Source organism: Acidovorax sp. Root70, assembly GCF_001428225.1.
GTDB lineage: Bacteria > Pseudomonadota > Gammaproteobacteria > Burkholderiales > Burkholderiaceae_C > Acidovorax.
On the sequence record NZ_LMHQ01000018.1, the window covers coordinates 1 to 25,086 of the forward strand.

Here is a 25,086-nt window from a genome sequence, read left to right on the forward strand (position 1 = left end):
CTCAAGAACGAAGCGAAGGTGATCTAAATGTCGGTACTCGTTATTGCTGAACACAACAACGCGTCCATCAAGGGCGCCACGCTGAACACCGTCACGGCCGCAGTGGCCTGCGGCGGCGACGTGCACGTACTGGTGGCCGGCCACAACGCCGGTGCAGCCGCACAAGCGGCCGCCCAGATCGCCGGAGTTGCCAAGGTCATCCACGCCGACGCAGCAGGCCTGGAGCACGGCCTGGCAGAAAACGTGGCCGCCCAGGTCCTGGCCATTGCCTCCAACTACAGCCACATCCTCTTCCCCGCCACTGCCAGCGGCAAGAACATCGCCCCCCGCGTGGCCGCCAAGCTCGATGTCGCCCAGATCAGCGACATCACCAAGGTGGTGAGCCCAGACACCTTCGAGCGCCCCATCTACGCCGGCAACGCCATCGCCACCGTGCAAAGCCAAGATGCCGTCAAGGTCATCACCGTGCGCACCACCGGCTTTGACGCCGCAGCCGCCACCGGTGGCAGCGCCNGGCAACGCCATCGCCACCGTGCAAAGCCAAGATGCCGTCAAGGTCATCACCGTGCGCACCACCGGCTTTGACGCCGCAGCCGCCACCGGTGGCAGCGCACCAGTCGAAACCGCTGCTGCCACGGCAGACGCCGGCAAGAGCAGCTTCGTGGGCAGCGAAATCGCCAAGAGCGACCGCCCCGARCTSACGGCCGCCAAGATCATCGTCTCCGGTGGCCGGGCGCTGGGCAGCAAGGAAAAGTTCGACGAAGTCATGACCCCGCTGGCCGACAAGCTGGGTGCGGCTCTCGGTGCCAGCCGCGCGGCGGTGGACGCAGGCTACGCACCGAACGACTGGCAAGTGGGCCAGACGGGCAAGATCGTGGCACCGCAGCTGTACATCGCGGCCGGTNGCCAGCCGCGCGGCGGTGGACGCAGGCTACGCACCGAACGACTGGCAAGTGGGCCAGACGGGCAAGATCGTGGCACCGCAGCTGTACATCGCGGCCGGTATCTCGGGTGCCATCCAGCACTTGGCGGGCATGAAGGACTCCAAGGTGATCGTGGCGATCAACAAGGACCCTGAGGCGCCGATCTTCAGCGTGGCGGACTATGGGCTGGAAGCGGATCTGTTCACGGCTGTGCCTGAACTGGTCAAGGCCCTGTAAGAACGCCCCTGTGCACACAAAGGCATCGCTCGCGATGCCTTTTTTTTGACGAAATTTCGCTTTCCCGGAGACCCCCATGAGCTACACCGCCCCCGTCAAGGACATGCTGTTCGCCATCGAGCACCTGGCAAACATTGAACAGATCGCGCAAATCCCCGGTTTTGAAGACGCCGGGCTGGACACGGCCGCCGCCGTGCTGGAAGAGTGCGCCAAGTTCAATGAAGGGGTGCTATCGCCGCTCAACTGGGAAGGCGACAAGAACCCGTCGAGCTGGAAAGACGGCGTGGTCACCACCACCCCCGGCTTCAAGGAAGCCTTTCGTCAATATGGCGAAGGCGGCTGGCAAGGCCTGCAGCACCCCGCCGACTTCGGTGGCCAGGGCCTGCCCAAGACCATTGGTGCCGCCTGCATCGAGATGACCAACAGCGCCAACATGAGCTTCGCGCTGTGCCCGCTGCTCACTGACGGCGCCATCGAGGCGCTGCTGACGGCGGGCAGCGATGAGCTCAAGGCCACGTACCTGGAGAAGCTGGTGACTGGCGAGTGGACCGGCACCATGAACCTGACCGAACCGCAGGCGGGCTCGGACCTGGCCCTGGTGCGTACACGTGCCGAGCCGCAGCCCGATGGCACTTACAAGATCTTCGGCACCAAGATCTTCATCACCTATGGTGAGCACGATATGGCCGAGAACATCGTGCACCTGGTGCTGGCCCGCGTGCAGGGCGCGCCCGAAGGCGTGAAGGGCATCAGCCTGTTTGTGGTGCCGAAGTTCATGGTCAACCAGGACGGCACGCTGGGCGCGCGCAACGATGCGCATTGCGTGAGCATCGAGCACAAGCTGGGCATCAAGGCCTCGCCCACCGCCGTGTTGCAGTTTGGCGACCATGGCGGCGCCGTGGGCTACCTGGTGGGCCAGGAAAACCGCGGCCTCGAATACATGTTCATCATGATGAACGCGGCCCGCTACGCTGTGGGCATGCAGGGCATTGCGATCTCTGAGCGTGCCTACCAGAAGGCCGTGCAGTACGCCAAAGACCGCGTGCAAAGCCGCCCCGTGGATGGCAGCATTGCCGCCAGCACGCCCATCATTCACCACCCCGATGTGAAGCGCATGCTGATGACGATGCGCGCCACCGTCGAGGGTTGCCGCGCCATGGCCACCGTGGCGGCGGCGGCGTTTGACGCGGCGCACCACCATCCCGATGCGGACACGCGCAAGCAGAACCAGGCGTTCTATGAATTCATGGTGCCGCTGGTCAAGGGTTACAGCACCGAAACCAGCCTGGAAGTGACCAGCCTGGGTGTGCAGGTGCATGGCGGCATGGGCTTCATCGAAGAAACCGGCGCAGCCCAGTACTACCGCGACGCCAAGATCCTGACCATCTACGAAGGCACCACCGCCATCCAGGCCAATGACCTTGTGGGCCGCAAGACGGCGCGCGATGGCGGCCAGACGGCCAAGGGCATCGCTGCGCAGATCGAAAAGACCGAGGCCGACCTGCTGGCCAGCGGCACCCCTGCCGCGCTGGCCGTGGCCAAACGCCTCACGGCGGCGCGCAAGGCGTTGCTCGACGTGATTGACTTTGTGGCCGGTGGCACCAAGGCCCAGCCCAACGCCGTGTTTGCCGGCAGCGTGCCTTACCTGATGCTGGCTGGCAATGTGGTGGCGGGCTGGCAACTGGCCCGCAGCCTGCTGGTGGCGCAAGACCTGTTGCACAAGGGACAGGACGAAGCCTTCATGCGCGCAAAAATCACCACGGCCCAGTTCTATGCCGACCACATCCTGGTGAAGGCCCCGGGCCTGCGCGACAGCATTGTGGAAGGCGCAGCCAGCGTGACCGAGCTGGCGCTGGAATCCTTCTGAAGGACTGGCGTGCTGTGAGGAGACAGGCCACCTGCAGGGCAGGGGCCTTGATATAAAAATGATAGCTGCGGACGCATAATTCACTAGCGCATCCGGGCTATTTCATCCCTATTTTGTTCTGGAAGTTGTAGCCATGTCCAAACTGCCTCCCGTGTTGCAAAACCTGTCGCTGCCCGTCATCGGGTCGCCGCTGTTCATCATCAGCAACCCCAAGCTCGTGATCGAGCAGTGCAAGGCCGGTGTGGTGGGCTCCATGCCCGCGCTCAACGCCCGCCCTGCCGAACTGCTGGACGAGTGGCTGGCCGAGATCACTGAGACCCTGGCGGCCTACAACAAGGCGAACCCCGACAAGCCCGCAGCGCCCTTTGCCATCAACCAGATCGTGCACAAGAGCAACGACCGGCTGGAGCACGACATGCAGGTGTGCGCCAAGTACAAGGTGCCAATCATCATCACGTCGTTGGGCGCGCGTGAGGACGTGAACCAGGCCGTGCATGCCTGGGGCGGCGTGGTGCTGCACGACATCATCAACAACAAGTTCGCGCACAAGGCGATCGAGAAGGGGGCTGACGGCCTGATCGCCGTGGCGGCCGGTGCCGGTGGCCATGCCGGCACCAAGAGTCCATTTGCGCTGATCCAGGAAATCCGCCAGTGGTTCGACGGCCCGCTGGCGCTCAGCGGCTCCATTGCCAGCGGCGGCGCGGTGCTGGCCGCTCAGGCCATGGGCGCGGACTTTGGCTATATCGGCTCGGCCTTCATCGCAACGCATGAGGCGCGCGCCAGCGACGCGTACAAGCAGGCCATCGTGGAAGGCAACTCGGATGACATCGTTTACAGCAACCTGTTCACCGGGGTGCATGGCAACTACTTGGCGCCCTCGATCCGTGCGGCAGGCATGGATCCGGACAACCTGCCCGAGTCCGACCCCAGCAAGATGAACTTTGGCGGCGATGCCAAGAAGGCCTGGAAAGACATCTGGGGCTGCGGCCAGGGCATTGGATCCATCGGCGCCGTGACCAGCACCGCCGAACTGGTTGCCAAGCTGCGCAGCGAGTACGAGGCAGCGCGCGCCCGCCTCAAGCTCTGAAATGGCGCTGTGCGACGGTGCGGTGGCCCCTGTCCCCAGGGTCACTGTGCCGGATGCCGCCCCTTGAAGGCTGTTTCGCCCGCCATGTGCTGCAGCACATGGCGGGCGCCTGTGCTGCGGTGTATCTGAGGGGAAACCCCCGTGAAGCGGCGCAGGCCTCTGCAGATAATGGTGATGAAAAATAATCAAAAACCAATGTGAAATCATTGGTTTTGCCGCCGTGTTGCGAGGGAGATGGCTGATGTTCCGTGCTTTTCTGTGTCTGCTGGTCATGTGCGCCACCACCTTGGTACACGCCCGCAATGAAGGCGTGTCGGCCGATGAAATCCGCCTGGGGGCCTCGGCGGTGCTGTCGGGCCCGCTGGGACCGCAGACGGCACAATATGGTGAGGGTTCGAGGCTGCTGTTCGATGCGGTGAATGCGCAGGGCGGCGTGCATGGCCGCATGATCCGCTACACCACGCTGGATGACGCGTTTGACCCACAGAAGGCCGTGGACAACACACGCCAGCTGCTCGAGAACGACAAGGTGTTCATGATCTTCCACAGCACCGGCACCGCCCAGACGGCAGCCATCCTGCCGTTGATCAAGGAGCAGCGCACCCTGCTGTTTGGCCCCGTCACGGGCGCCTCGGTGTTCCGTGAGGCGTTCAATCCCTATGTGTTCCATGTGCGCGCGGGTTATGCGAATGAGGCCAGCAAGATCGTGTCGCAACTGCGCCAGCAAGGCATCACCCGTGTAGCCGTGTTCTTTCAGGACGATGGCCTGGGCAAGACACTGGCGGGCGAGCTCAAGAAAGCATCGGAAGAGGAGAAGCTGCCCTTCCTCGCCGAGATCAAGGTAGACCCCAAGCAGCCCGACTTTGCCGCAGCCGCACAGGCCACCGAGAAGGCCCAGCCTCAGGCTGTGATCGTGGCCACGGGCGGCACCACCTTCACCAGCTACATCAAGGCCGTGCAGGCCACGGCAGCGCGGCCTGCCTACTACGGGTTCTCGGTGGCCAGCATGGACGTGATCCAGCGCGAACTCAAGGACAAGGCGCGGGGCATCATCCTCGCGCAGATCATGCCTTCGCTGCGCAACACCACCATCCCGGTGGTGGCCGAATATCTGAGCCTGCTGCGCGCCAAGTCGCCCGGCGCCCAACCCTCGGCCTCCCAGTTCGAAGGCTTTGTCCACGCCCGCTTGCTGGTGGAAGGGCTGCGCCGCACCGGGCGCAACCTGACCACCGAGTCGTTCACCAAAACGATGGAAGACGCGGGTGAAATTACCTTTGGCCGTTTCGGCGTGAAGTATTCACCGCGCAATCACAATGGCTCGACCTACGTCGAGCTGGCCATCGTCGATGCGGAAGGCAGCTTGCGCTACTGAGGGCCGAAACATGTGGAGCGGCGGAGGCGCATGCAGGCGCGGTGCGGGTCATTTGGCCCTTTGCGGCTGATGGAAGACCAGCTGGCGACACCACAGCCGTGCAAAAAATCCTTTGACGGAGGACAATAGCGGGTTTTGTTACTCCAATCCCGCGTGAGTCTGTCTTGGCGTTTGATGCAAAAGACGGGGCTGGCTCGGGTGGATCTGGATATCCGGCGGCGCCTTGCCTGCTGGAGTTCACACCGCATCACATGTCTTCGTTCACATCCCGCACTCCCTTGATCGACATGGTCAAGGGCATGGCTTGCGCCACCATTGTGTGGCATCACTTGGCCTTCTACGGCCCGATGTCTGACATCGCCCATCCCCTGGCCCCCGCCCTGATGGCTTGGCTGTATGACTATGGGCGCATGGCGGTGCAGGTGTTTCTGGTGCTCGGCGGGTATTTGGCCGCCGCCAGCCTGGCGCCAAAGGGCTTGGCGCGGTTTGATCACGCTGGTACTGCCGTGGCCAAGCGCTTTGTGCGGCTGGTGGTGCCTTATGCCGTTGCTTTGATGCTGGCGGTGTTCGTCTCCGCCCTCGTACGACCTTGGCTGGAACACCACTCGGTGCCGGACCAGCCCACCTTGTCCCAGTTGCTGGCAAACGCCCTGCTGCTGCAGGACATCGTGGGTGAGGGTGCGTTGTCTGCCGGGGTCTGGTATGTGGCCATCGACTTCCAGCTCTTTGCGCTGACCGTGCTCATGCTGGCCGGTGTGCGGGCGCTGCCTGCGCCCTGGGCGCGGCACCATGCGGCGGCCCTGTCGCAGGGGCTGGTGCTGGCAATGGCTGCGGCCTCGTTGTGGGTGTTCAACCGGATGGCGGGGTTGGACATGTGGGCGCTGTACTTTTTTGGGGCCTACGGGCTGGGCATGCTGGCCTACTGGGCGACGCAAGCGCCACGGGCGCAGGCATGGACAGGCGTCATGGTGCTGTTGGCGGGAGGCGCGCTGGTGGTGGACTTCCGTGCCCGCATCGCCGTAGCGGCGGTCACGGCCCTGTGCATGGTGGTTGCCATGCGTTCAGCCCGCGTGCGCGCGTTGCATGGCGTGTCGCCGTTGGTCAAGCTCGGCCAGATGTCGTATTCGGTGTTCTTGGTGCACTTTGCGGTGTGCTTGCTGGTCAACGCTGTCGTCAGCCACCTCTGGCCCACTTCGCCAATACTGAATGCGGTGGGCATGCTGCTGGCATTTTTGCTGTCGTTAGCAGCTGGCCGCTTGCTGTATCTGCGGGTGGAGCGGCATGTGCCATCCTGGTCCACGGCCTTGCGCTGGCAGCTCGGGCTGGTGGGGGCAGGCATGCTGGTCGTCATCACAAGCAACTGGGCCTGAACCTCTCGCGCTCTTCAGTGCGGTTGCCTTCGGCGGCGAGCTACGCCCTTGGGGCGAGAGCGGTACTACCGCAAAAGTTTGCGCTCCCGGCGTTTGCGTTGCTTGTCCAGAAACCAAGCCATGAACGGCAGCAGCAGCATCGAACCGGGGATCACCCAGATGAAGAGATAAGGGCTGACCGAAGAAGCCGACCGCATCACATCGCGCAAATGGGCTCGCTCCTCGGCACTCCAGGTGCCCTGGCGGCGCTGTTGCACCAACCAGACCACCGAGCCCCTCATGGTGGCCATCTCGCGACGCAGGCGGCTCTTTTCCCGGCTGTTGCCCGCTAGAAAAGAGCAAAACCACTCGGGTGCGCGTTCCATCCGACGCTGAAATGCCAAGGTCGAATCCGGGTCAAATGCGTCGGCGGGGGGCGGGGTTTCAGCGGGTTGTGGCGTGGTCATGGCGAGAGCCATTGTGTCTGTAGATGCGAACAATGCCAAACAGGCTTTCAGCCGTTGCTTCGGCAAAGCACGGGTAATAGCCCCAATGAGGTGGAGTTCGACTTCGCTTTCCGGCTGATCAAGGATGTCTTTGTTGCACACGGCAATCGTTTCGCCTCCGGGTTGTTTCCACCCTAGCTCATCCCCGATGAGCTGATTGAACAAGGCGCTGCCCAATATCGACAGACGATTCACGCTATCTTCTTCGTCATACGGACAAACGAGGGTTTAGTGGAACTTCCTGCCGATCTCCAGTAAGCGAAGAGCTGGACGTTCTAGTACTGAGGCCTCCTCTTTTGAGGGTATGGGGGGAGGACGAAAAATGTGACTGCCAGGAGATGATTGATTGACTCCGACGGACTCGCCTCGAACCGTCGAGCTCGTCGTCCAGCTCGGTAAGCGCGCTATACCCACCCTCAGACAGTCGGGGTAACTCACTACCCCTCGGGCCTCCCCATCTGTGAATCAATTCAGCCCATTATCCGAAGAATGATGGAGGGGAAGAAGAATAAGTGCAGCGAGGGACAGATCATTTGGTCCCTGCGGCAGGCGGAGTCGGGCATGGCTATCAGGGAACGTTGCAGCAATGGGGGTTTCCGCAACGCCACCTTCTACAAGTGGTGGTCCAAGTTCGGCGGCATGCAGATCTCTAAGGCCCAGGGCTTGCATGGGTTGGAGCCAAGACTTTGACTTTCGCTTCCGCCGCTCAGCACCTCTTGATGGCCGCTCGTCGAATGCCCATCGATTCTTTGGTGAGGTGTCCGTAGACTGGCACGATGCGGCACATACACATGAAAGCGTCTTCAATATCGCGTGGTTCAGTCAACAGGGAAAGTGGATTCTCTTTGATTGAAATATTGGTATCCATAGTTGTTTTTGGTATCGGATTGCTGGGGGCTGCGGGTCTGCAGTTGGCGACAATGCGCAGCAATCAATTCACTGCTCAGGCCAGTGTCGCTACTCAGCTCATCCGGGATTATGAAGAAATTACCCAGATGCTGCGCTCCGCCGACCTATCGACCTCCGAGGGGAGCAATGTGCTTAGCAGCTTGGATACCAATACTGCTGACACGACAACCGTCAATTGCCAGAGTTCCGGCGCCACATGCACGTCCAGCGAGTTGGCGGCATTCATGCTTAAGGAGTGGAAAAGCCGCGTCACTACAGAGCTTCCAGGGGGGCGAGCCGTGATCTGTCGCGACAGTGCGCCCAAAGATACTTCTGGCGCCAGTTCAGGTCTGTATCACTGGGCTTGCGACGACCAAGGCGACATGCTGATGGTCAAGATTGGCTGGGCCGGAAAAGCTGACAAGGCTGACCAGACCCAACAAACTATCGCTGCCGAGAACCGCCCGAGAATCGTGATGACGGTTTTCGGCAATCAAAAAGACTTCACGGATTGATGCGATGAAATATTCTGCTCGTATCACCCAGCAAGGTCTGACCTTGGTGGAGCTGATGGTTTCGCTGGTGTTGGCCAGCTTGATCACTTTAGCTGCAGTCGGACTCTATACCGTTGGTATTTCCAGCTATCGCACCGTTGATGCGGGGCAAGAGCTCCAAGATAATGGGCGTTTTGCTCTTGAAGTTATTGGTCAGGCTGCACGCCAGGCGGGATATGAAAATTATCCTGAGGGATATGGCTTGCGCTGGACGGATACGTACGCCACCAATACTAGCTTGTTTCCCTCAGTCCGGGGTGCCAATAATGCCAAGGTAGCGAGCGTTACAAGCGTCAACGATGATGGCACCAATGACAATGGCGGCTACAACAGCAGCGACACGCTTGCCTTCAGATTTCATGGGGCGAGCCTCCAAAGTGATCGCACAAAAGCTGATGGCTCGATGATCGATTGCCAGGGGGTCGCCCAGACGGCACCACTTCTCCCTAATGATATGAGCGACGTGGCCGTGAGTCTTTTCTGGGTGAAGGTCGACAGCACAGGGGAGCCATCACTGCAGTGCATTTCACGCGGAGATCCTGCTTCACCCAGCCGGAACACTCAACCTATTATCAAAGGCGTGGAATCCTTTCAAGTGATGTACGGTCTTGATGTCAATGCCAACTCCGTACCCGAAAAGTGGGTCAGTGCAAACGACGTTACCAACTGGACGCAGGTATCTGCGGTTCGTGTGGGGTTTGTTCTGCGGGGGCCGCCTGGCAGCAGTCAAGGATACCAGGGAGCATCCGCCACAGCCAATGAAAACAAGCTGTATCCCCTTGGAGCGACATTTACTGGAAGTAGCACTGAAGCGGCGCTGATTTTCACACCGCCTGCTGATGGGCGCCTGCGGCGCACCTTCAACGCGACATTCACGCTGCGCAATCCCCAAAACTGAACACGTGATCCCAATGAAATCCAATCCTATGGGGAATCGTCCCTCCCAACATGGCGTATCACTCGTGGTGGTGCTCATTTTGATGAGCGCCATTTTTCTGATGGCAGCGTTTGGCGCACGCCTGACTTTGTTGGGCGAAAAATCGTCCCGCAATGACCGGGATAGGCAGATTGCATTCCAAGCGGCTGAAGCTGCCCTCGGCGATGCAGAAATTGATCTGATGGGCCCAAATACGGCGACCAACAGCCGGGTTTGCGCCACAGCGAGCAAACAGGTTTCACTTTTTACAGAAGGCTGTGGGAATACGGATGCAAACCGCGGGTTTTGCACCAACTCTACTAACCAACCCCTGTACAAGTCCATTGACTTTGAAGAAACCGGCAGTTCGCGCCACTATGTCACGCTGGGTGAATACACGGGCGGACGCGAAACTGGTTTTGCAACCGATAACAGTGCACTACCCGCCCAGAAGCCGAGGTACATCATTGAGGTTATTTCCTATCCCCGCCCCAAAGGCACGAATGAAACGGCCTTTTTGATTACTAGCCTAGGCTACGGTTTGAACAAGAAGACCCAAGTCATGTTGCAAGGTGTTGTTTACAAACCCGATGTGCCAGGATGCTGAAGCCATGAACAACAAACAAAAATTCGCATTGATTGGTGCAGCCGTTGTCACCATCTTTGTTGCCGGAAGCGGCGCGCAGACCACTCCCATGCCTGCCGTGGATCTCAGTGTGGGGCCTTTGGCCGTAACAACCCAGGCCGTGAATGTGGCCCTGGCGCTGTCGGTCGAGTTTCCCACCGCTGGCGCGGCCTATCGGACAAGTACATACGACCATACCCAGGAGTATTTGGGCTATTGGGATCCAAAAGGCTGCTACCAGTATGGCGATGTCTCTGACACGAGTACTTTGACTGGCAATTATTTTCGCCGCGTTGGCACGGTCGATAGCAGCAATTACTGCTCTGGTGGTGCTAGCTACAGCGGAAATGTGCTCAATTATGCAGCCACATCCTCCATTGACTTGCTGCGCTACGCGCTGACGGGGGGAAATCGTGTTCTGGATACATCCAGCCAAACCGTCCTGGGACGAGCATTTTTGCCTACAAACTTCAATGGCATTCGCAACGCGTCCTACTTCCCGCAAAAGGAGGTTCCAGCCAGCTTGGTCGGCTTGGTGACTCCCCAGTTTCTAACCCCTGGTGCGGCGACCAACTACACAGGGACGGTGTATTTCAACTCTTGTGATGATTTGCTGCTGGTTGGCAATGCTTCCACAGGTGGTACATGCGCAACACCGGGGAGCACCAACGCCTTCGGCCCCGTGATCGCAGACACCAGCAGTGCTTACACCGAGCAGGGTTTTGTAACCCCTCCGACCAACACCTCGACGACGGTGTACGTGGTGGACCCCGCGGGCAAAAAAGAGTGGCGACGCACCCAACCACAAGCCACAACCACCGTCATGCCCAGTGGTTCAGACCCCAATGCGGGGACTTTGGTGCCAGAGGCAGTGACGCCGACCCCACGTAACACTACAGTTGTTTCGACGGGGCCGACCCCCCAATGGGCTGGGGATCCTCAAGTGGGCACCATATATACCCTGACAGGCGCTTTGACGACCACTGTACCGCCTACCGGGGCGCCTGACACCTCACCCCAGGGATCGAGGTGGGATCCGAACGTGGCGGGTGCAGATACAAACCCCAGCAGTGCCCATGGCGTTCGCGATGGTGAAGGTTTGCTTTCTGAGTTGGCCGCCGGATCGCCGCAGACCGTTGTTCACACTTCAAACCACAACGTCTGCCGATCAGGGACCACCAATATCCGGCTGCGGCTCAACAGTGCGGGCGACACTTGCACTGGCTCCGGCGGCTCCTCGAGTAATCGCAGCGTCACAACGTATGTGATGTACACCAAAAAGACCCTCTACAGGGAATACACCACCACTCCTGTCTATAACTATTACCAGGAGATTCCGACCTGGTATCAGATGAGCCTGTACACCATTTATCGTGTCTACGGCACCAAACAGGTACGGATGAAGGCCAATGTACAAGTGTGCGACAGCACCGAAGCCACCACCCGGCAGGACTCCGACGGTGTGAAACTTTGCAAGCGCTATCCAGACGACACGGCGGGGTCTGGCAACTACAAGCCCGTGGGTGAACTCCAGCGCAAAGCAGAGGGCGTCCGTGTATCAGCCTTTGGTTACGCCATGGAAGATGGCAATGGCCGCTATGGCGGCGTGCTGCGCGCACCCATGAAGTTCTTGGGCAACAAATATCGGGATACCAGCGGCGTCATTCAGTCAAATTCCCAGGCCGAGTGGGACGCGAGCACGGGGGTGTTCATCACCAACCCACTCAACGATGCCACCTACGGCATCAGTGGTGTCGCTAATTATCTGAACAAGTTCGGGAAGACCGGTAAATACAAAAGCAACGACCCGGTGGGTGAGCTTTATTACGAAGCACTGCGTTATTTTCAAGGCCTTCAACCTACCAGCACAGCCGTGAGCAGTTTGTCCACTGCGGGTTACGACAATTTTCCAATTTATACCTCGTGGACCGACCCTGTTCAAAATGCTTGCCAGCGGCGTAACTTCATTCTCACCATTGGTGATGTCAACACCCATTACGACAAACAACTCCCAGGGCACAAATCGCCCATAGGTGTGAATGAGACCACGACCGACCCCGTGAGGGCAGCTGAGCCGATTCCCGGGGGGGCGTCTTCTCAAACATTCAATGCCGTGGACTGGACTAGGCTGTTGACCGGATTTGAAACCGGGACCAGCGCCAGTTACACGGATGCTCTGGGCCGGGCACAAAATACTTTGGGAAATCCCAATGTGGTGGCGGGTAACACGTCACTGGATACGAAAGCCACGGGTTCATCGTCCAGTGCATATTACTGGGCCGGCGCAGCTTATTGGGCTAACACGCAATCAATACGCCTAGATACTAAAACGGTCGATGGCACAGCCCAGAGCATGAAAGACATTCGTGTTAAGACGTTTACCATTGACGTCGACGAGGGTGGGAATGGCTCCATTGATGCCAACACCCGTGGTATCAAACCACGCAACAGCTCTTTCTTCCTTGCAGGGAAGTACGGCTGGTTTAACGACGCCAACGAAGATGGTAATCCGTTCAAAACTTCGGGCGGCTCGGTGAGCAACAAGGAGTGGGAAGACCCCGCAGCAGCGACGATCCCTGATGGCTATGTGCTGGCCAGTCAGGCGCAACGCATGATCGCAGGTATTCGCAAATTCTTCGGTGCTGTCAGCTCGCAAAGTGGCACGATCTCGGCATCCGCTGTCAGTTCTCAACGCTTTACGGCTCGCTCGCCCAACGGAGATTTTTATTCACCCAGCTTCAGCTCGGGGGATTGGTCCGGCACGGTCATCAAGTCGGGGCTTAAACTGAATACCGCCACAAACGCCATCGAATCTCTACCCACCGTTACTTGGGATGCGGGCCAGATTTTGACTGCCGGTTCTATTCTCACCTCAGCAGACACATCAGCCGATCCTTACCTCAAGCCTGCCGAGCGGAGGATTTTCACCTACAGGCGTGAAACAAGTGTTAGTCCAGGCATTGCTTTCACCTCTGCCAATCTGAGTCAGTTCGATACCGTGATGCGAAACGCTCTGAACAAGAATCCAGCCGACAACAGTACTGATAGTCTGGGCGAGCAACGGATTGACTATTTACGCGGAGTCCGCACGCAAGAGAATGCAACGACCAACGCCTTTCGTCGCCGCGCGAGTGTAATGGGCGACATCATCAACTCCGGACCTGTATTCAAGAAGGAAGTTGACGAGAACATTAAGGGGGATAGCGACTATCCGACTTTTGTGCAGTCGGTCGCCTCGCGGACCGCAACGGTTTATGTGGGCGCCAACGACGGTATGTTGCACGCACTTCGGGCTAGTGACGGGAAGGAACTGTTTGCATATGTGCCCTTGGCGGTGGCCACGACACTCAACCGATTGACGAATCCCAGTTACCAACATACACCTTTCGTGGATGGCGTGCCAAGCGTCGGCGAGGCCAAAATTGGAACGAAATGGCGCACGGTTCTGGCCAGCGGTATGGGTGGGGGAGCCCAGGGGGTTTTTGCGCTGGATGTAACCGATCCAGACCACTTTGAAGATGGCTCAACGGATCAGAGCAAAGTGCTCTTTGAGTTTACTGACCAAGACGACCCCACGATGGGCAATGTGCTGACCCAACCCCAGTTGGTGAAGGTCAAGATTCCTGCTACGACCTCTGGAGGCTCCCCCACCTACAAGTGGTTCATCGCTGTCAGCAGCGGATACAACAACTACGTAAATGACGGTACCGGTCGCTATCAAAGCGATGGCTCGCAAGCCATTTTCTTCCTGAGTCTCGACAAGGCTACGGGTGCTGCCTGGGCAGAAGGAACCAATTACTTCAAGATTGCCGTGCCAGCCAATAACACGACGACGGCAAATGGTTTGGCCAACCCTGGCGTTTTGCTCGGTACCCAGGGCGAAGTCACCGCTCTGTACGCAGGCGATTTGCAAGGCCAGCTTTGGAAGCTGGATCTGAGCGAGGGGCTGAATGCACAAAATATCACTGATGGAAAGATTCTCAGAGGCGGAACTACGCCGATGTTCACGGCCACGGCGCCTTCAGGGGCGCGCCAACCCATCACCACGCCGCCCATGATCGCCAACACCGGTCAAGGTGCCAATATGGTTGTGGTGGGCACGGGCAAGTTTATGGAAAAGACCGACGCCACCTCCACTGGGGTTCAATCCATTTACGGCATCTGGGATGACAACGGCACAGCGACTTCGGACTTTGGCCTGACGCGCAGTGCGCTGGCCGTCAACGGTCTGTCTGAAGGCTCCACTGCAGTGGCCATTACACCGCCGACGACGAGCTATACGTTGGGGCGGGGCACTGGACAAAAGCGGGGCTGGTATTTTGATCTTGCTGCGAATCGGGAGCGGATCGCCGTGGAAGGCGCGCAGGGCTTCTCGACCATCACAATCAATTCGACAATTCCCACTGGGGATTGCTCAGGGGACGGTGATGGCCGGAGCTACACCTTGAATCCCATCACAGGTATTCCGGCGCTGCCCGTAGACCTCGGCACCGGTGGGGGCATGCTCGGTATCCCCATTTATTTGAGTGTAGAACTCGATGGGGGTAATTATTCGACACGCTATACATCCGGCGCCAGAAGTTTCACGTCTGCAGAGCGGATCATCAGCCCTACTACGAAGCTAACGGGTGCGAATAACATCGCCAAGGTCAAATCCTCACAGCTTCTACAAGATACCGTCCGCTCTGGGCGGGTCAGCTGGCGGGAAGTGCGCGACTTTAAGGACTAATGATGCATCGATCAAAAAAAGAAACGGGATTCACCCTCATAGAGTTGATGATAACGGTGGCTATCGTCGGAATATTGGCCGCCGTCGGCTACCCTGCGTTCACCGATCAAATTCGCAAGGGACGGCGGGCCGAGTGCCGTAGCGGATTAATGCAATCCATGCAGCAACAGGAACGATATTTCAGTCAATTCAATCAGTATGTCACTTTTGCCGACGGCGCAACGACGGCAAAAACAAAAGCGTTCTCAGGTGATTCGCTCGCAAAGAGTGCTTGCAGTATTGCGGCAGTTCAGTGCACCAGTGGCGGAACGAACCTGCCCCTGAACCAATGTGTCGACCTGCAGGCTACGGTCCGCAGTGGTAGTGACCCTGTCAGCATGTTGTCCGTCAATAGCAATGGCGACAAAGGCTGCACTGTAGATGGAAGCACCAAAAAAGCGCCGTCAGACACCATTCCAGAGAAATGTTGGCCATGAATCGACAACGCCTTGGCATATTAGGATTCACTCTGATCGAGTTGATGGTTGTCATTGCCTTGATTGCCATACTGGCCAGTCTGGCTGCCCCTAGTTTTCAACGAAGTGTTGCCCAACGAAAAGTCAGTGAGGCTGCCAGTGACTTGATGGTATCAACGTTACAGGCGCGCAGTGCGGCAATCACTAACAATCAACAAGCCATTGTTGAACCATTGGTTGTAACCGACTGGAGTAGAGGTTGGCGCATTTATGTTGATGTAGACAAGGACAAGGCCTATACGGCGGGCACCGACACACTCGTCAGCACGGTACCTGCAAAGGCCGATAGCATAGGAACCAACGAAATAATTCCTAGCACCCTCACGCTCATTGGGTTCAATTCCACCGGGTATTTACTAGAGAGCACTGCAGGCAGAGTCGTTTTTTCCTCTGCCGTCATCCCTTCAAGTCAATACAGGAAGGGCGTCGCTTTTTCAAGAACCGGACGAGTTCGGCTTTGTGAAAGCAATTCAATAAAAAATGAATGTTCTGGTTCTGAATGATTTAATAATAATTAAATTATTAAGATAGATGTGAAGCGTGAAGGCGGAGGCCTGTTGGTTAATGTGGTTGTGAAATTGATGATTTCTCCCCTGTTGATTATTATTTGCAATTAATTGCAGTTTTCGTGCGATCGTGAGGCCGCGTGTGGAATGGCTCTGGGTGTTTATGAAGCAACTCTTTCATGCTTGGCATAGTCGTCTTGCTGCACAGCGCTGACTGCGGCAACTGATAGTGGTACACGGCCACAAGATTCAGAAAGGTCAGCTCCATATCTTGGGAGCGGGTTGAATCGGTGGGTATTCAAAACCTCCGCTATTCACGCTTTGAAGCGCCCCACCATGTCATTGGTTCTCAGGATGCCGGTCTGGGCCAGCCGGTGCTCGATGCCAAACTTCTTGTGCAGCCCATCGAACTCATCGTTGTCGCAGGCTCGAGTTCCCCGCTGGCAAACAGGTGATCTATGAACTCTCAGCTGTTTTGGGTCCGCAGTTTGGTGATCCTGATCGGATAGGCCCTGTGCAGTGTTCTGGGTAAGGCTTGTTTACTGGCGGCCATCTTGTAGGACTTGAGTTATACGAGCACCCAACACATGGCCCTGTCGCTGACGATCTGTAGGCGATGCGTCGTGTGCGAGCGGTCCCCTGATGGCTCGCGCCTTTTCCGATTAAAGGCAGTCTGCTCGGTAATGCGTGAAAGTGCTGGGCCAGGACACCTGTGGTCTCGTTGCTGGCAGGAATCTCGGCACGCACTAGCCGGGTTCGCGCGGGCGTTCTTATGTGGGGCAATCAGCGTGGCTTCATCCCCGGTTCGATTAACAAGACTCTATTAACTGTTGCAAAACTGCTCGGACCATGAAGAGGTCATAGTGTTTGGAGTCGATGCAATCGTCTGGGATGCGGCAACTAATCAACGACACAGGTCAATTTCCCTTCGTAGTCACTATCTTGAAATTTGGTGCGTCCCGCCTCAAGTTCAGTGCAATTCGGAGGACTTAGACCATGCGTCTCGACAAATTCACCACCAAATTTCAAGAAGCCTTGAGCGATGCCCAGAGCATCGCGCTGGGAAATGATCACGCCTACATTGAGCCTGTGCACGTGCTCCAGGCCATGTTGCAGCAGGACGACGGCCCCAAGGCGCTGTTGCAGCGGGCGGGCGCCAATGTGCCGGGCCTGTTGGCTGGTGCTGAGGCGGCTGTCAAGCGCCTGCCGCAGGTGCAGGGCAACGATCAGGTTCAAGGAGGCCCTGAGCTGGGCCGTGTCCTGCAGGCCACCGAAAAGGAGGCCATCAAGCGCGGCGATCAGTTCATCGCCAGCGAGCTTTTCTTGCTCGCCCTGATCGACAGCAAGGGCGATGCCGCCAAAGTTGCCAAGGACAATGGCCTCACGCGCAAGAGCCTGGAGGCCGCGATTGAGGCTGTGCGTGGCGGTCAGAAAATGGACAGTGCCGAGGCAGAGGGCCAGCGCGGCGCGCTGGCCAAATACTGCCTGGATCTCACCGAACGGGCACGCATGGGCAAGCTCGACCCCGTGATCGGCCGCGACGACGAGATCCGCCGCGCCATCCAGGTGCTGCAGCGTCGCACCAAGAACAACCCGGTGCTGATCGGCGAGCCGGGCGTGGGAAAAACCGCCATCGTCGAAGGCCTGGCCCAGCGCATCGTCGCGGGCGAGGTGCCCGAGTCGCTCAAGGGCAAGCGCGTGCTGTCGCTCGACATGGCTGCGTTGCTGGCGGGCGCCAAGTTCCGGGGCGAATTTGAAGAGCGACTGAAAAGCGTACTCAACGAGTTGGCCAAAGACGAGGGCCAGACCATTGTCTTCATTGACGAGCTGCACACCATGGTGGGCGCAGGCAAGGGCGAGGGGGCGATGGATGCGGGCAACATGCTCAAGCCTGCCCTGGCGCGTGGCGAACTGCACTGCGTGGGCGCGACCACGCTCGACGAATACCGCAAGTACATCGAAAAGGACGCCGCGCTGGAGCGGCGCTTCCAGAAGATCCTCGTGGGAGAGCCCAGCGTGGAGGCGACGATTGCCATCTTGCGTGGCTTGCAAGAAAAGTACGAAGTGCACCATGGTGTGGACATCACCGACCCGGCCATCGTGGCTGCGGCGGAGCTGTCCAACCGCTACATCACGGATCGTTTCTTGCCCGACAAGGCGATTGATTTGATCGACGAGGCGGCGTCCAAGATCAAGATCGAGATGGACTCCAAGCCCGAGGTGATGGATAAGCTTGACCGTCGCCTGATCCAGCTGCAGATCGAGCGCGAGGCCGTGCGCCGCGAGAAGGACGAGTCCTCGCAAAAACGCTTTGCGCTCATCGAAGAAGAGATCGCCAAGCTGCAAAAGGAAATTGCCGACTACGACGAGATCTGGCAGTCCGAAAAGGCCCAGGCACAAGGCAGCGCCCATGTGCGCGAAGCCATCGACAAGCTCAAGTTCCAGATCGAAGAATTCACCCGCAAGGGCGACTTCAACAAGGTGGCCGAGCTGCAATACGGCAAGCTGCCCGACCTGGAAAAACAACTGAAAGAAGCGCAGGCACAAGAGGCCGGCAAGGATGGTGCGCCCGCCACGCGCCGCCTGCTGCGCACGCAAGTGGGCGCCGAAGAGATCGCCGAGGTGGTGAGCCGCGCCACGGGCATACCTGTGGCCAAGATGATGCAGGGTGAGAAAGACAAGCTCTTGCAGATGGAGGCCAAACTGCACGAGCGTGTGGTGGGTCAGCAAGAGGCGATTGCCGCCGTGGCCAATGCCATCCGCCGCTCGCGTTCGGGCCTGTCGGACCCGAACCGCCCCACCGGCTCGTTCCTGTTCCTCGGCCCCACCGGCGTGGGCAAGACCGAGCTGTGCAAGGCGCTGGCGGGCTTTCTGTTCGACAGCGAGGACCACTTGATCCGCATCGACATGAGCGAGTTCATGGAGAAGCACTCCGTGGCCCGCCTGATCGGGGCACCGCCCGGGTACGTAGGGTATGAAGAGGGCGGCTACTTGACCGAGGCCGTGCGCCGCAAGCCCTACAGCGTGCTGCTGCTCGACGAGGTGGAAAAGGCCCACCCCGATGTGTTCAACGTGTTGCTGCAAGTGCTCGACGATGGCCGCCTGACCGATGGCCAGGGCCGCACCGTGGACTTCAAGAACACGGTGATCGTGATGACGAGCAACATCGGCTCCCACCTGATCCAGGCCATGGTGGGGCAAGACACGGACGACATCAAGGAAGCGGTGTGGGGCGAGCTCAAGAACCACTTCCGGCCGGAGTTCCTCAACCGCATTGACGAGACGGTAGTGTTCCACGCGCTCGATGCGCAGCACATTGCCTCGATTGCCAAGATCCAGCTGCAGTTGTTGCAATCCCGGTTGGCCAAGATGGATTTGGAATTGCAGGTGTCCGACGCCGCCTTGGCAGAATTGGCCAAGGTGGGGTTTGACCCGGTGTTTGGTGCACGGCCGCTCAAGCGCGCGATCCAGCAGCGCATCGAGAACCCGCTGTCCAAGCTGTTGCTGGAAGGGCGCTTCCCGCCCAAGAGTGTGATTCCGGTGACCGTGAACCCTGTGCTGGAACCGGGTGTGTTCCAGTTTGGTGTCGCTGCGCAAGAGTGATTCGGGCTCGGGAAGGGGGGTGGCGAGGGGTAGCGCTGCAATCCCCTTCCTGAAGATGTGAAGGAGAGGTGTCGTTTGGATGAATTTGTTGCGGGCGTTGTGCGCCTGTTGCTGCGGGTCGTGGTCATCGCCATGGGGCTGGTGCTCTTTGCCAGCCTGCTGGTTGCGGCCGTGTTGCTGGCACTGGTGTGGGCGCTGCGTGCAGGCTGGGCGCGCCTCACGGGGCGGCCGGTGACGCCGTGGGTGATGCGCGTGGACCCTCGCAAGGGCGTCAATACCGTTTTTCGTTCTACTGAGCGTTGGTCCTCCGCGCGACGTGGCGAAGCGCCTGTCGACGCTGCAGGAGACGCCTCTACATCGCGCCGTGGGGGCGTTCTGCCGGGGGCGGCCCAGGTCACCGATGTGGAAGCGCGTGAAGTCCGGTGATGTGTCGATGACAGTCCCTGCGCCATAGTCCGCCCACACACGCACGGGTTGTTCGCCAGCGGATTCCAACCTGGGCTGGTCAGCCTTTTTTTGGACGCGCCCATCGGGGTGTCTTCTATCATCCGACCATGACACCCGCCGACATCCACGCTCATTTCGATCTTCAATTCCAGGCCAGTCGCGCGCATGTGGATGTGCCTCTGCTGGTGCGCCGTGAGCGGCTGCTGCGTCTTCGCAAGATGCTGGATGAGAATGGTTCTGTGCTGGCGGCTGCCGTGCAGGCGGACTTTGGCATGCGTTCACCCCGCCTGACCGAGGTGGCCGACTTCTTTGTACTGCGCACCCTGCTTTCGCACACGCTGCGCCACTTGGCAAAGTGGATGAAGCCGCGAAAGGTGCATACGCCGATTTATCTGCAGCCGGCCCATGCCTTCATCCAGCGCCAGCCCATGGGAGTGGTGGGGGTGATTGCCCCTTGGAACTACCCTGTGCAACTGGCCCTGGCGCCAGCCATCACCGCGCTGGCGGCGGGTAACCGCGTGATGCTCAAGCCCAGCGAGCTGACGCCGCACACCTCGGCCCAACTGGCGTTGTTGGTGGCGCAGTTCTTCTCTCCCGATGAATTCTGTGTGGTTCAGGGCGACGCCAACCTGTCAGCCCTATTTGCCTCATTGCCGTTCGACCACTTGGTGTTCACCGGCTCCACCGCCGTGGGCCGCAAGGTGGCCCAGGCGGCAGCGCAGAACCTGACACCGACCACGCTCGAGCTGGGCGGCAAGTCGCCCTGCATCATTGACGGCCATTGCGACATGCAGGATGCGGCGCTCAAGATCGCGCACGGCAAGCTGATCAACGCTGGGCAGACCTGCATCGCTCCCGACTACGTGCTGCTGCCGCGCGGTCGTGAGGGCGAGTTCGCGCAGGCCTACCGGGCCGCGGTGGCGCGCCTGTTCCCCACCATTGAGGGCAACGCCGACTACGCCTCCATCATCACTCCCCGCCACCATGCCCGCCTGCGCACCATGCTGCAGCAGGCGCAAACGCAAGGGGCCGAGGTGCATACCGTCGACCCCACGGACGGCAAGCAGGTGGCCCCCACGGTGGGTATGCTGGGTGACGGTGCGAGCCGCCAGATGCTGCCCACGCTGGTGTTTGGTGCCACTTCCCAGATGCAGCTCATGCAGGAGGAGATTTTTGGCCCCATCCTGCCGGTGATCTCCTATGAGCTCTTGGATGATGCCATTGCCCACATCAATGCCGGGGCTCGCCCGCTCGCGTTGTACTGGTTCGGCCAGAGCGAGGCCGTGCGCGACGATGTGCTGCGCCGCACCGTCAGTGGCGGTGTGACGGTGAACGACACGCTGATGCACATCGCGCACGACAACCTGCCGTTTGGGGGAGTGGGTGATAGCGGCTGGGGCGCCTACCACGGCGAGCAGGGCTTTTTGCGCTTTTGCCACCAAAAGTCGGTGCTTGTTCAGTCGCGCTGGGCGATGGGCTCGCTGTTCTACCCGCCCTATGGCGCCAAGTTCGACCAGGTCATGGGGCTGTTGAGGCGCTGGTTGTAGTGCTGCGCGGAGCCTCTGCGGGCCCCTCCTGAACGTCATCATCGTGCTCATGGTCGACCCCGATGGCTGGAAGGGGCGGCTGGGTGATGAGCTGCACCATTGCATCGCGCAGCTGGCCGGTGGATACCGGCTTGTGCAGCAGCAGGGCCGAGGTGGACTGCGCGTCGCGCAGTCGCTGGGGCGAGGTGTCACCCGTCATGATGATCGCGGGCACGTTGGCACCCAGGTAGGCGCGCAGCGCCTGCAGCACCTGCTTGCCGGTCTCTTCATGGCGCAGGCGGAAGTCAGTGATGATGATGTCGGGCGTCACATCGTCCAGCGCTTCCAGGGCATCCGCGCTGGACTCTGCCGTCATGCACAGGCAGCCCCAGCTTTGCAGCAGTGACTGCATGCCCAGGCGCACGGCTTCGTCATCGTCGATGGCCAGCACCTTCAGGCCGCGCAGACTGCGGGCGTCCTGGGGCACTATGACATCGTCTTCCAGCGCGCCCTGCCACCGGTCCAGCCACAGCCTGAAGACCGAGCCCCTGCCCGGTTGCGAGCGCAACTCCACGGAGGTGCGCATTTCACGCGCGAGACGCTGCACGATGGCCAGGCCTAGGCCCAGTCCTTTGCGGCGGTCGCGCTCCGGATTGCCGAGCTGATGAAATTCTTTGAAGATGTCTTCCCACTGGTGCTCGGGGATGCCTGCACCGGTGTCCCACACTTCCAGCGCCAGCCGCTTGCCGCGCGTGCGGCAGGCAATCAGCACACCGCCTTTGGCGGTGTAGCGCAGTGCGTTGGAGATGAAGTTGTGCATCACCAGGCCGACCAGCGAGCGGTCGGCAAACGCGGCGGCGGAGGTCTCGCGGGTGCGGTACACCAGCCCGGCTGTGTCCGCCTGTGCGCCAAACTCCTGCTCCAGGGCCGTGAGCAGGGGCTGCACCGCGAAGGCGCCGGGCCGCACCTTGACCACGCCGGCCTCCAGCCGGGAGTAGTCGAGCAGGGTGGTGAGCATTTCAGCCGCGGCGCCTGATGCGGCATGTGCGTGCTTCAATACGGTGCGCTGGTGCTCGTTGAGCGGGCTGCGATGCAGCGATTCCAGAAACAGGCCCATGGCATGCAGGGGCTGGCGCAGGTCATGGCTGGCGGCTGCCAGAAAGCGTGATTTGTCGCGGTCGGCCTGCTCGGCGGCCTCTTGCGCCGCAAGTGCACGCTGCGACTCGGCCCGCAGCTGGCTGACCAGGCGCTCGTTTTCCAGCTTGAGGGCGATGCTGCGCCGCGTGGCCCGGTCGGCCGTGCGTGCCTGCAGGCAGGTCAGCGCGTAGTACACGCCGGTCAGAAACAAGGCGGGCCACATCACAGGCCCGCCCGCCAGCGCCACGGACAGCATCACGCCTCCGATGGCGCTGGTGAGGTAGGTCACGTAGGCCCGGTACAGCGGTGCGCCCAGCCCCAGCGCCCCCGAAGACACTGTGCTGATGATGCCGATGGCATAGATGACGCTGTCGGACGTGCCCCAGTACAGCACCACATAGCCCAGGCTGCCCCAGCTCAGGCCCATGGCAGCCATGCAGCCGATGAGCTTGCGCGCTGCACGCGGCGCGGGGTCTACAAAAGGGGCAATGCTGCGCAGCGTGAGGTACACCCCGGCTACCACCAGCGTGTGTGACACCAGCCACACCGTAATGGCCTGCGTGTCTGCCACGCGGGCCATGACCCACAGGGTGCCCAGGGCTGTAGCCAGCGATGCCAGCAACGTCATCGGAAAGTTCTGCCGCAGCAGGGCCACTTGCTCGCGCAGCACCTCGTCGCGCTCCCACACCGACCAGCCCCAGCGCGTGGGCGGAATCACCGGTTCGAGGGGCAGTGGACTGGTCTCAGAGGGGGTCATGGAGCTGCGGGGTGGACAGGCCCAGGCGCTGGGCCGCCAGCAGCGCGGCGCTGCGGCTGTTCACGCCCAGCTGCGCAAAGATGGCGGCCACATGCACACGCACCGTGTTCTCGCTCAGCCCCAGGTCGCGGGCAATCACCTTGTTGGGGCGGCCTGTGCACAGCAGCGACAACACATCCAGCTGGCGCGCCGTGAGCGACGGCGTGTCGGGCCCACGCACCGTGGCGCTGTTGCCGCTGTTGATCGGAAAACAGGGCCGGCCCGACAAAGCGCAGCTGATGGCCTCAAGAATGTCCTCTGCACTGGCGGACTTGGGCAAAAAGCCGTCAGCGCCTCGCGCGCGCGCTTCGTGAATGGCATCGGGCGCAACGCTGGCCGACACCAGCACGATGCGCGCCCGCGGGCAGGCCTGCCGCAGCAGCCGCAGGCCGTCCAGGCCACTCATCCCGGGCAGCTGGATGTCCAGCAGCACCAGGTCGGTGTCGGCCTGCTGCAGCGCGCAGGCATCGGCAATCGAGCCGGCCTCGGCAATGCTGCCCACGCTGGGGTGGTCCTGCACGATCAGGCGCAGCCCTGTGCGGAACAAGGTGTGGTCATCCACAAGCAAAAGACGGGCAGTCATACAGGCAAGTATTGCGCACAACCGGGTGTTGCGGGCTAGTCCATTTGTGCGATGGACGCACGGATGTGCACTTTCTAGACTTTCCGTCAAGCATTGAAAAGCACCTTGGGTGCGCACCAATGCGCAAACCTTCGTAACCACATTCCGTTTTCAAGGGTTCTCCATGACGATCAATGCACACACCCATGGCGCCAGCACCACCGAAGCAGGCTTGCATCACAGCGAACGAAGACCGGCGGCCACCCCTGGCGCAGGCCATGCGTCCTCGGGCCTGGGAGGCAATGCCGTGGCGCATATCGTTCAGGAGCATTGCCCCGACCTGCTCGCGGCTGCGGGGGTGGTGATCGAGCACTTGGACGCTCAGGCCGGCACCTGGCAGTTCTCGGCGGATGAAGGGCAGACCTGGCGGGCCATCCGCACCGATCTCATCAACCGGCCCGGCAACATGGGCCTGGCGCTGGATCGCGATGCACGACTGCGGGTGCTGCCCTTTGGTGGGCACCGGGTGACCGGAGCGCGGGTGGCTTTTCATACTGTGCAAAGGAGCCATGGGCAGGGCAGCGGCAGCTACCGTGCGTATGCCAGCGAAGACCGCGATGGTGGTTCGCGCACCGTCACGTTGGTGCTCAGCCTTGCGGCCATCAATGGTGCACCGCCTGCCGTGCACGTGCCGCGCCCGCGCAACAAGCGCGCGATGGTGCAGCGCGCCGCTGCTGCGGCCGCAGCCTCGGCGGCGGGCAGCGGGCTGTCGGGTGCCATGGTGATGGCCTGAGAAGGTGCGAGTGGCTGGCGGGCTGCTTGCACCTCAGCGGGTGCATGGGCCCCGGCAGGGGTGAAAAGCGGGGCCGGAAGGTGTGGTCCACGGGACCGCGCTAACCGTCTGTCAGGGTGGAAAAACCGTTTGCGGCGACAATGCCGGT

18 protein-coding genes and 4 pseudogenes are annotated in these 25,086 nt (G+C 60.3%); 18 read left to right on the forward strand and 4 right to left on the reverse strand.

Annotated features, from left to right (window positions below; translation table 11 throughout):
* Positions 1-27: 27 nt before the first annotated feature.
* From ASD94_RS24025 to ASD94_RS11020, 7 genes and pseudogenes are all read left to right on the forward strand, one after another.
* A pseudogene (locus ASD94_RS24025) lies at positions 28-513 on the forward strand (electron transfer flavoprotein subunit alpha/FixB family protein); the annotation flags it as partial.
* Position 514: 1 nt separating this feature from the next.
* A pseudogene (locus ASD94_RS24030) lies at positions 515-904 on the forward strand (electron transfer flavoprotein subunit alpha/FixB family protein); the annotation flags it as partial.
* Positions 905-989: 85 nt separating this feature from the next.
* Positions 990-1,160: pseudogene (locus ASD94_RS23590) on the forward strand (electron transfer flavoprotein subunit alpha/FixB family protein); the annotation flags it as partial.
* Between the two features lie 76 nt (positions 1,161-1,236).
* On the forward strand, positions 1,237-3,027 hold the full coding sequence (locus ASD94_RS11005) for an acyl-CoA dehydrogenase (RefSeq protein ID WP_056642692.1): 1,791 nt from the start codon (positions 1,237-1,239) through the stop codon (positions 3,025-3,027).
* Between the two features lie 133 nt (positions 3,028-3,160).
* Entirely contained in the window at positions 3,161-4,114 is a 954-nt protein-coding gene (locus tag ASD94_RS11010; RefSeq protein WP_056642696.1) for a nitronate monooxygenase family protein, read from the forward strand.
* 241 nt (positions 4,115-4,355) lie between these two features.
* Entirely contained in the window at positions 4,356-5,486 is a 1,131-nt protein-coding gene (locus ASD94_RS11015) for an ABC transporter substrate-binding protein (RefSeq protein WP_056642699.1), read from the forward strand.
* A 251-nt stretch (positions 5,487-5,737) separates the two neighbouring features.
* Entirely contained in the window at positions 5,738-6,856 is a 1,119-nt protein-coding gene (locus tag ASD94_RS11020) for an acyltransferase (protein ID WP_056642702.1), read from the forward strand.
* Positions 6,857-6,921: 65 nt separating this feature from the next.
* On the opposite strand, the gene ASD94_RS24035 is transcribed toward ASD94_RS11020, so the two are convergent.
* A complete protein-coding gene (locus ASD94_RS24035) occupies positions 6,922-7,536 on the reverse strand; it encodes a hypothetical protein (RefSeq protein ID WP_233247154.1) in 615 nt (204 codons plus the stop codon).
* 297 nt (positions 7,537-7,833) lie between these two features.
* On the opposite strand from ASD94_RS24035, the gene ASD94_RS24280 reads away from it, so the two are divergent.
* The 7 genes from ASD94_RS24280 (at position 7,834) to ASD94_RS23190 (ending at position 16,071) form a co-directional block, all read left to right on the forward strand.
* On the forward strand, positions 7,834-8,031 hold the full coding sequence (locus ASD94_RS24280; protein ID WP_369818057.1) for a transposase: 198 nt from the start codon (positions 7,834-7,836) through the stop codon (positions 8,029-8,031).
* A 101-nt stretch (positions 8,032-8,132) separates the two neighbouring features.
* Complete coding sequence (gene pilV / locus ASD94_RS11035; protein ID WP_158274153.1) at positions 8,133-8,744, forward strand: type IV pilus modification protein PilV; 612 nt, start codon at positions 8,133-8,135, stop codon at positions 8,742-8,744.
* A gap of 4 nt (positions 8,745-8,748) precedes the next feature.
* The gene (locus ASD94_RS23180) at positions 8,749-9,681 is read left to right on the forward strand and encodes a PilW family protein (RefSeq protein ID WP_082576846.1); all 933 of its coding nucleotides are present in this window, start codon (positions 8,749-8,751) and stop codon (positions 9,679-9,681) included.
* A gap of 13 nt (positions 9,682-9,694) precedes the next feature.
* Positions 9,695-10,306, forward strand: a complete 612-nt coding sequence (locus ASD94_RS11040) for a PilX N-terminal domain-containing pilus assembly protein (RefSeq protein WP_158274154.1) — start codon at positions 9,695-9,697, stop codon at positions 10,304-10,306.
* Between the two features lie 4 nt (positions 10,307-10,310).
* A complete protein-coding gene (locus ASD94_RS11045; RefSeq protein ID WP_162255822.1) occupies positions 10,311-15,053 on the forward strand; it encodes a PilC/PilY family type IV pilus protein in 4,743 nt (1,580 codons plus the stop codon).
* A 2-nt stretch (positions 15,054-15,055) separates the two neighbouring features.
* Positions 15,056-15,529, forward strand: a complete 474-nt coding sequence (locus tag ASD94_RS23185) for a type IV pilin protein (protein ID WP_158274156.1) — start codon at positions 15,056-15,058, stop codon at positions 15,527-15,529.
* A complete protein-coding gene (locus ASD94_RS23190; RefSeq protein WP_158274157.1) occupies positions 15,526-16,071 on the forward strand; it encodes a GspH/FimT family pseudopilin in 546 nt (181 codons plus the stop codon). The genes ASD94_RS23185 and ASD94_RS23190 overlap by 4 nt, the downstream gene beginning before the upstream one ends.
* Positions 16,072-16,171: 100 nt before the next feature.
* Here ASD94_RS23190 and ASD94_RS23595 read toward each other — a convergent pair.
* Positions 16,172-16,861 (reverse strand): annotated as a pseudogene (locus ASD94_RS23595) (hypothetical protein).
* 209 nt (positions 16,862-17,070) lie between these two features.
* Between ASD94_RS23595 and clpB the strand changes: the two are divergent.
* The 3 genes from clpB to ASD94_RS11060 all read left to right on the forward strand — a co-directional run bounded on the left by clpB (position 17,071) and on the right by ASD94_RS11060 (position 21,671).
* On the forward strand, positions 17,071-19,677 hold the full coding sequence (clpB, locus tag ASD94_RS11050) for an ATP-dependent chaperone ClpB (RefSeq protein ID WP_056642719.1): 2,607 nt from the start codon (positions 17,071-17,073) through the stop codon (positions 19,675-19,677).
* 75 nt (positions 19,678-19,752) lie between these two features.
* Positions 19,753-20,103 carry a hypothetical protein gene (locus tag ASD94_RS11055; protein ID WP_056642721.1) on the forward strand — a complete coding sequence of 117 codons (351 nt, stop codon included), beginning with the start codon at positions 19,753-19,755 and terminating at the stop codon, positions 20,101-20,103.
* 128 nt (positions 20,104-20,231) lie between these two features.
* Positions 20,232-21,671 carry a coniferyl aldehyde dehydrogenase gene (locus ASD94_RS11060; RefSeq protein WP_056642724.1) on the forward strand — a complete coding sequence of 480 codons (1,440 nt, stop codon included), beginning with the start codon at positions 20,232-20,234 and terminating at the stop codon, positions 21,669-21,671.
* On the opposite strand, the gene ASD94_RS11065 is transcribed toward ASD94_RS11060, so the two are convergent.
* Positions 21,643-23,544 carry a hybrid sensor histidine kinase/response regulator gene (locus tag ASD94_RS11065; protein ID WP_056642727.1) on the reverse strand — a complete coding sequence of 634 codons (1,902 nt, stop codon included), beginning with the start codon at positions 23,542-23,544 and terminating at the stop codon, positions 21,643-21,645. The two genes, ASD94_RS11060 and ASD94_RS11065, sit on opposite strands and share 29 nt — an antisense overlap.
* Positions 23,531-24,166 carry a response regulator transcription factor gene (locus tag ASD94_RS11070; RefSeq protein WP_056642730.1) on the reverse strand — a complete coding sequence of 212 codons (636 nt, stop codon included), beginning with the start codon at positions 24,164-24,166 and terminating at the stop codon, positions 23,531-23,533. Before ASD94_RS11070 ends, ASD94_RS11065 begins: the two co-directional genes overlap by 14 nt.
* A 163-nt stretch (positions 24,167-24,329) precedes the next feature.
* On the opposite strand from ASD94_RS11070, the gene ASD94_RS11075 reads away from it, so the two are divergent.
* On the forward strand, positions 24,330-24,938 hold the full coding sequence (locus tag ASD94_RS11075) for a hypothetical protein (protein ID WP_056642749.1): 609 nt from the start codon (positions 24,330-24,332) through the stop codon (positions 24,936-24,938).
* Positions 24,939-25,086: the final 148 nt, after the last annotated feature.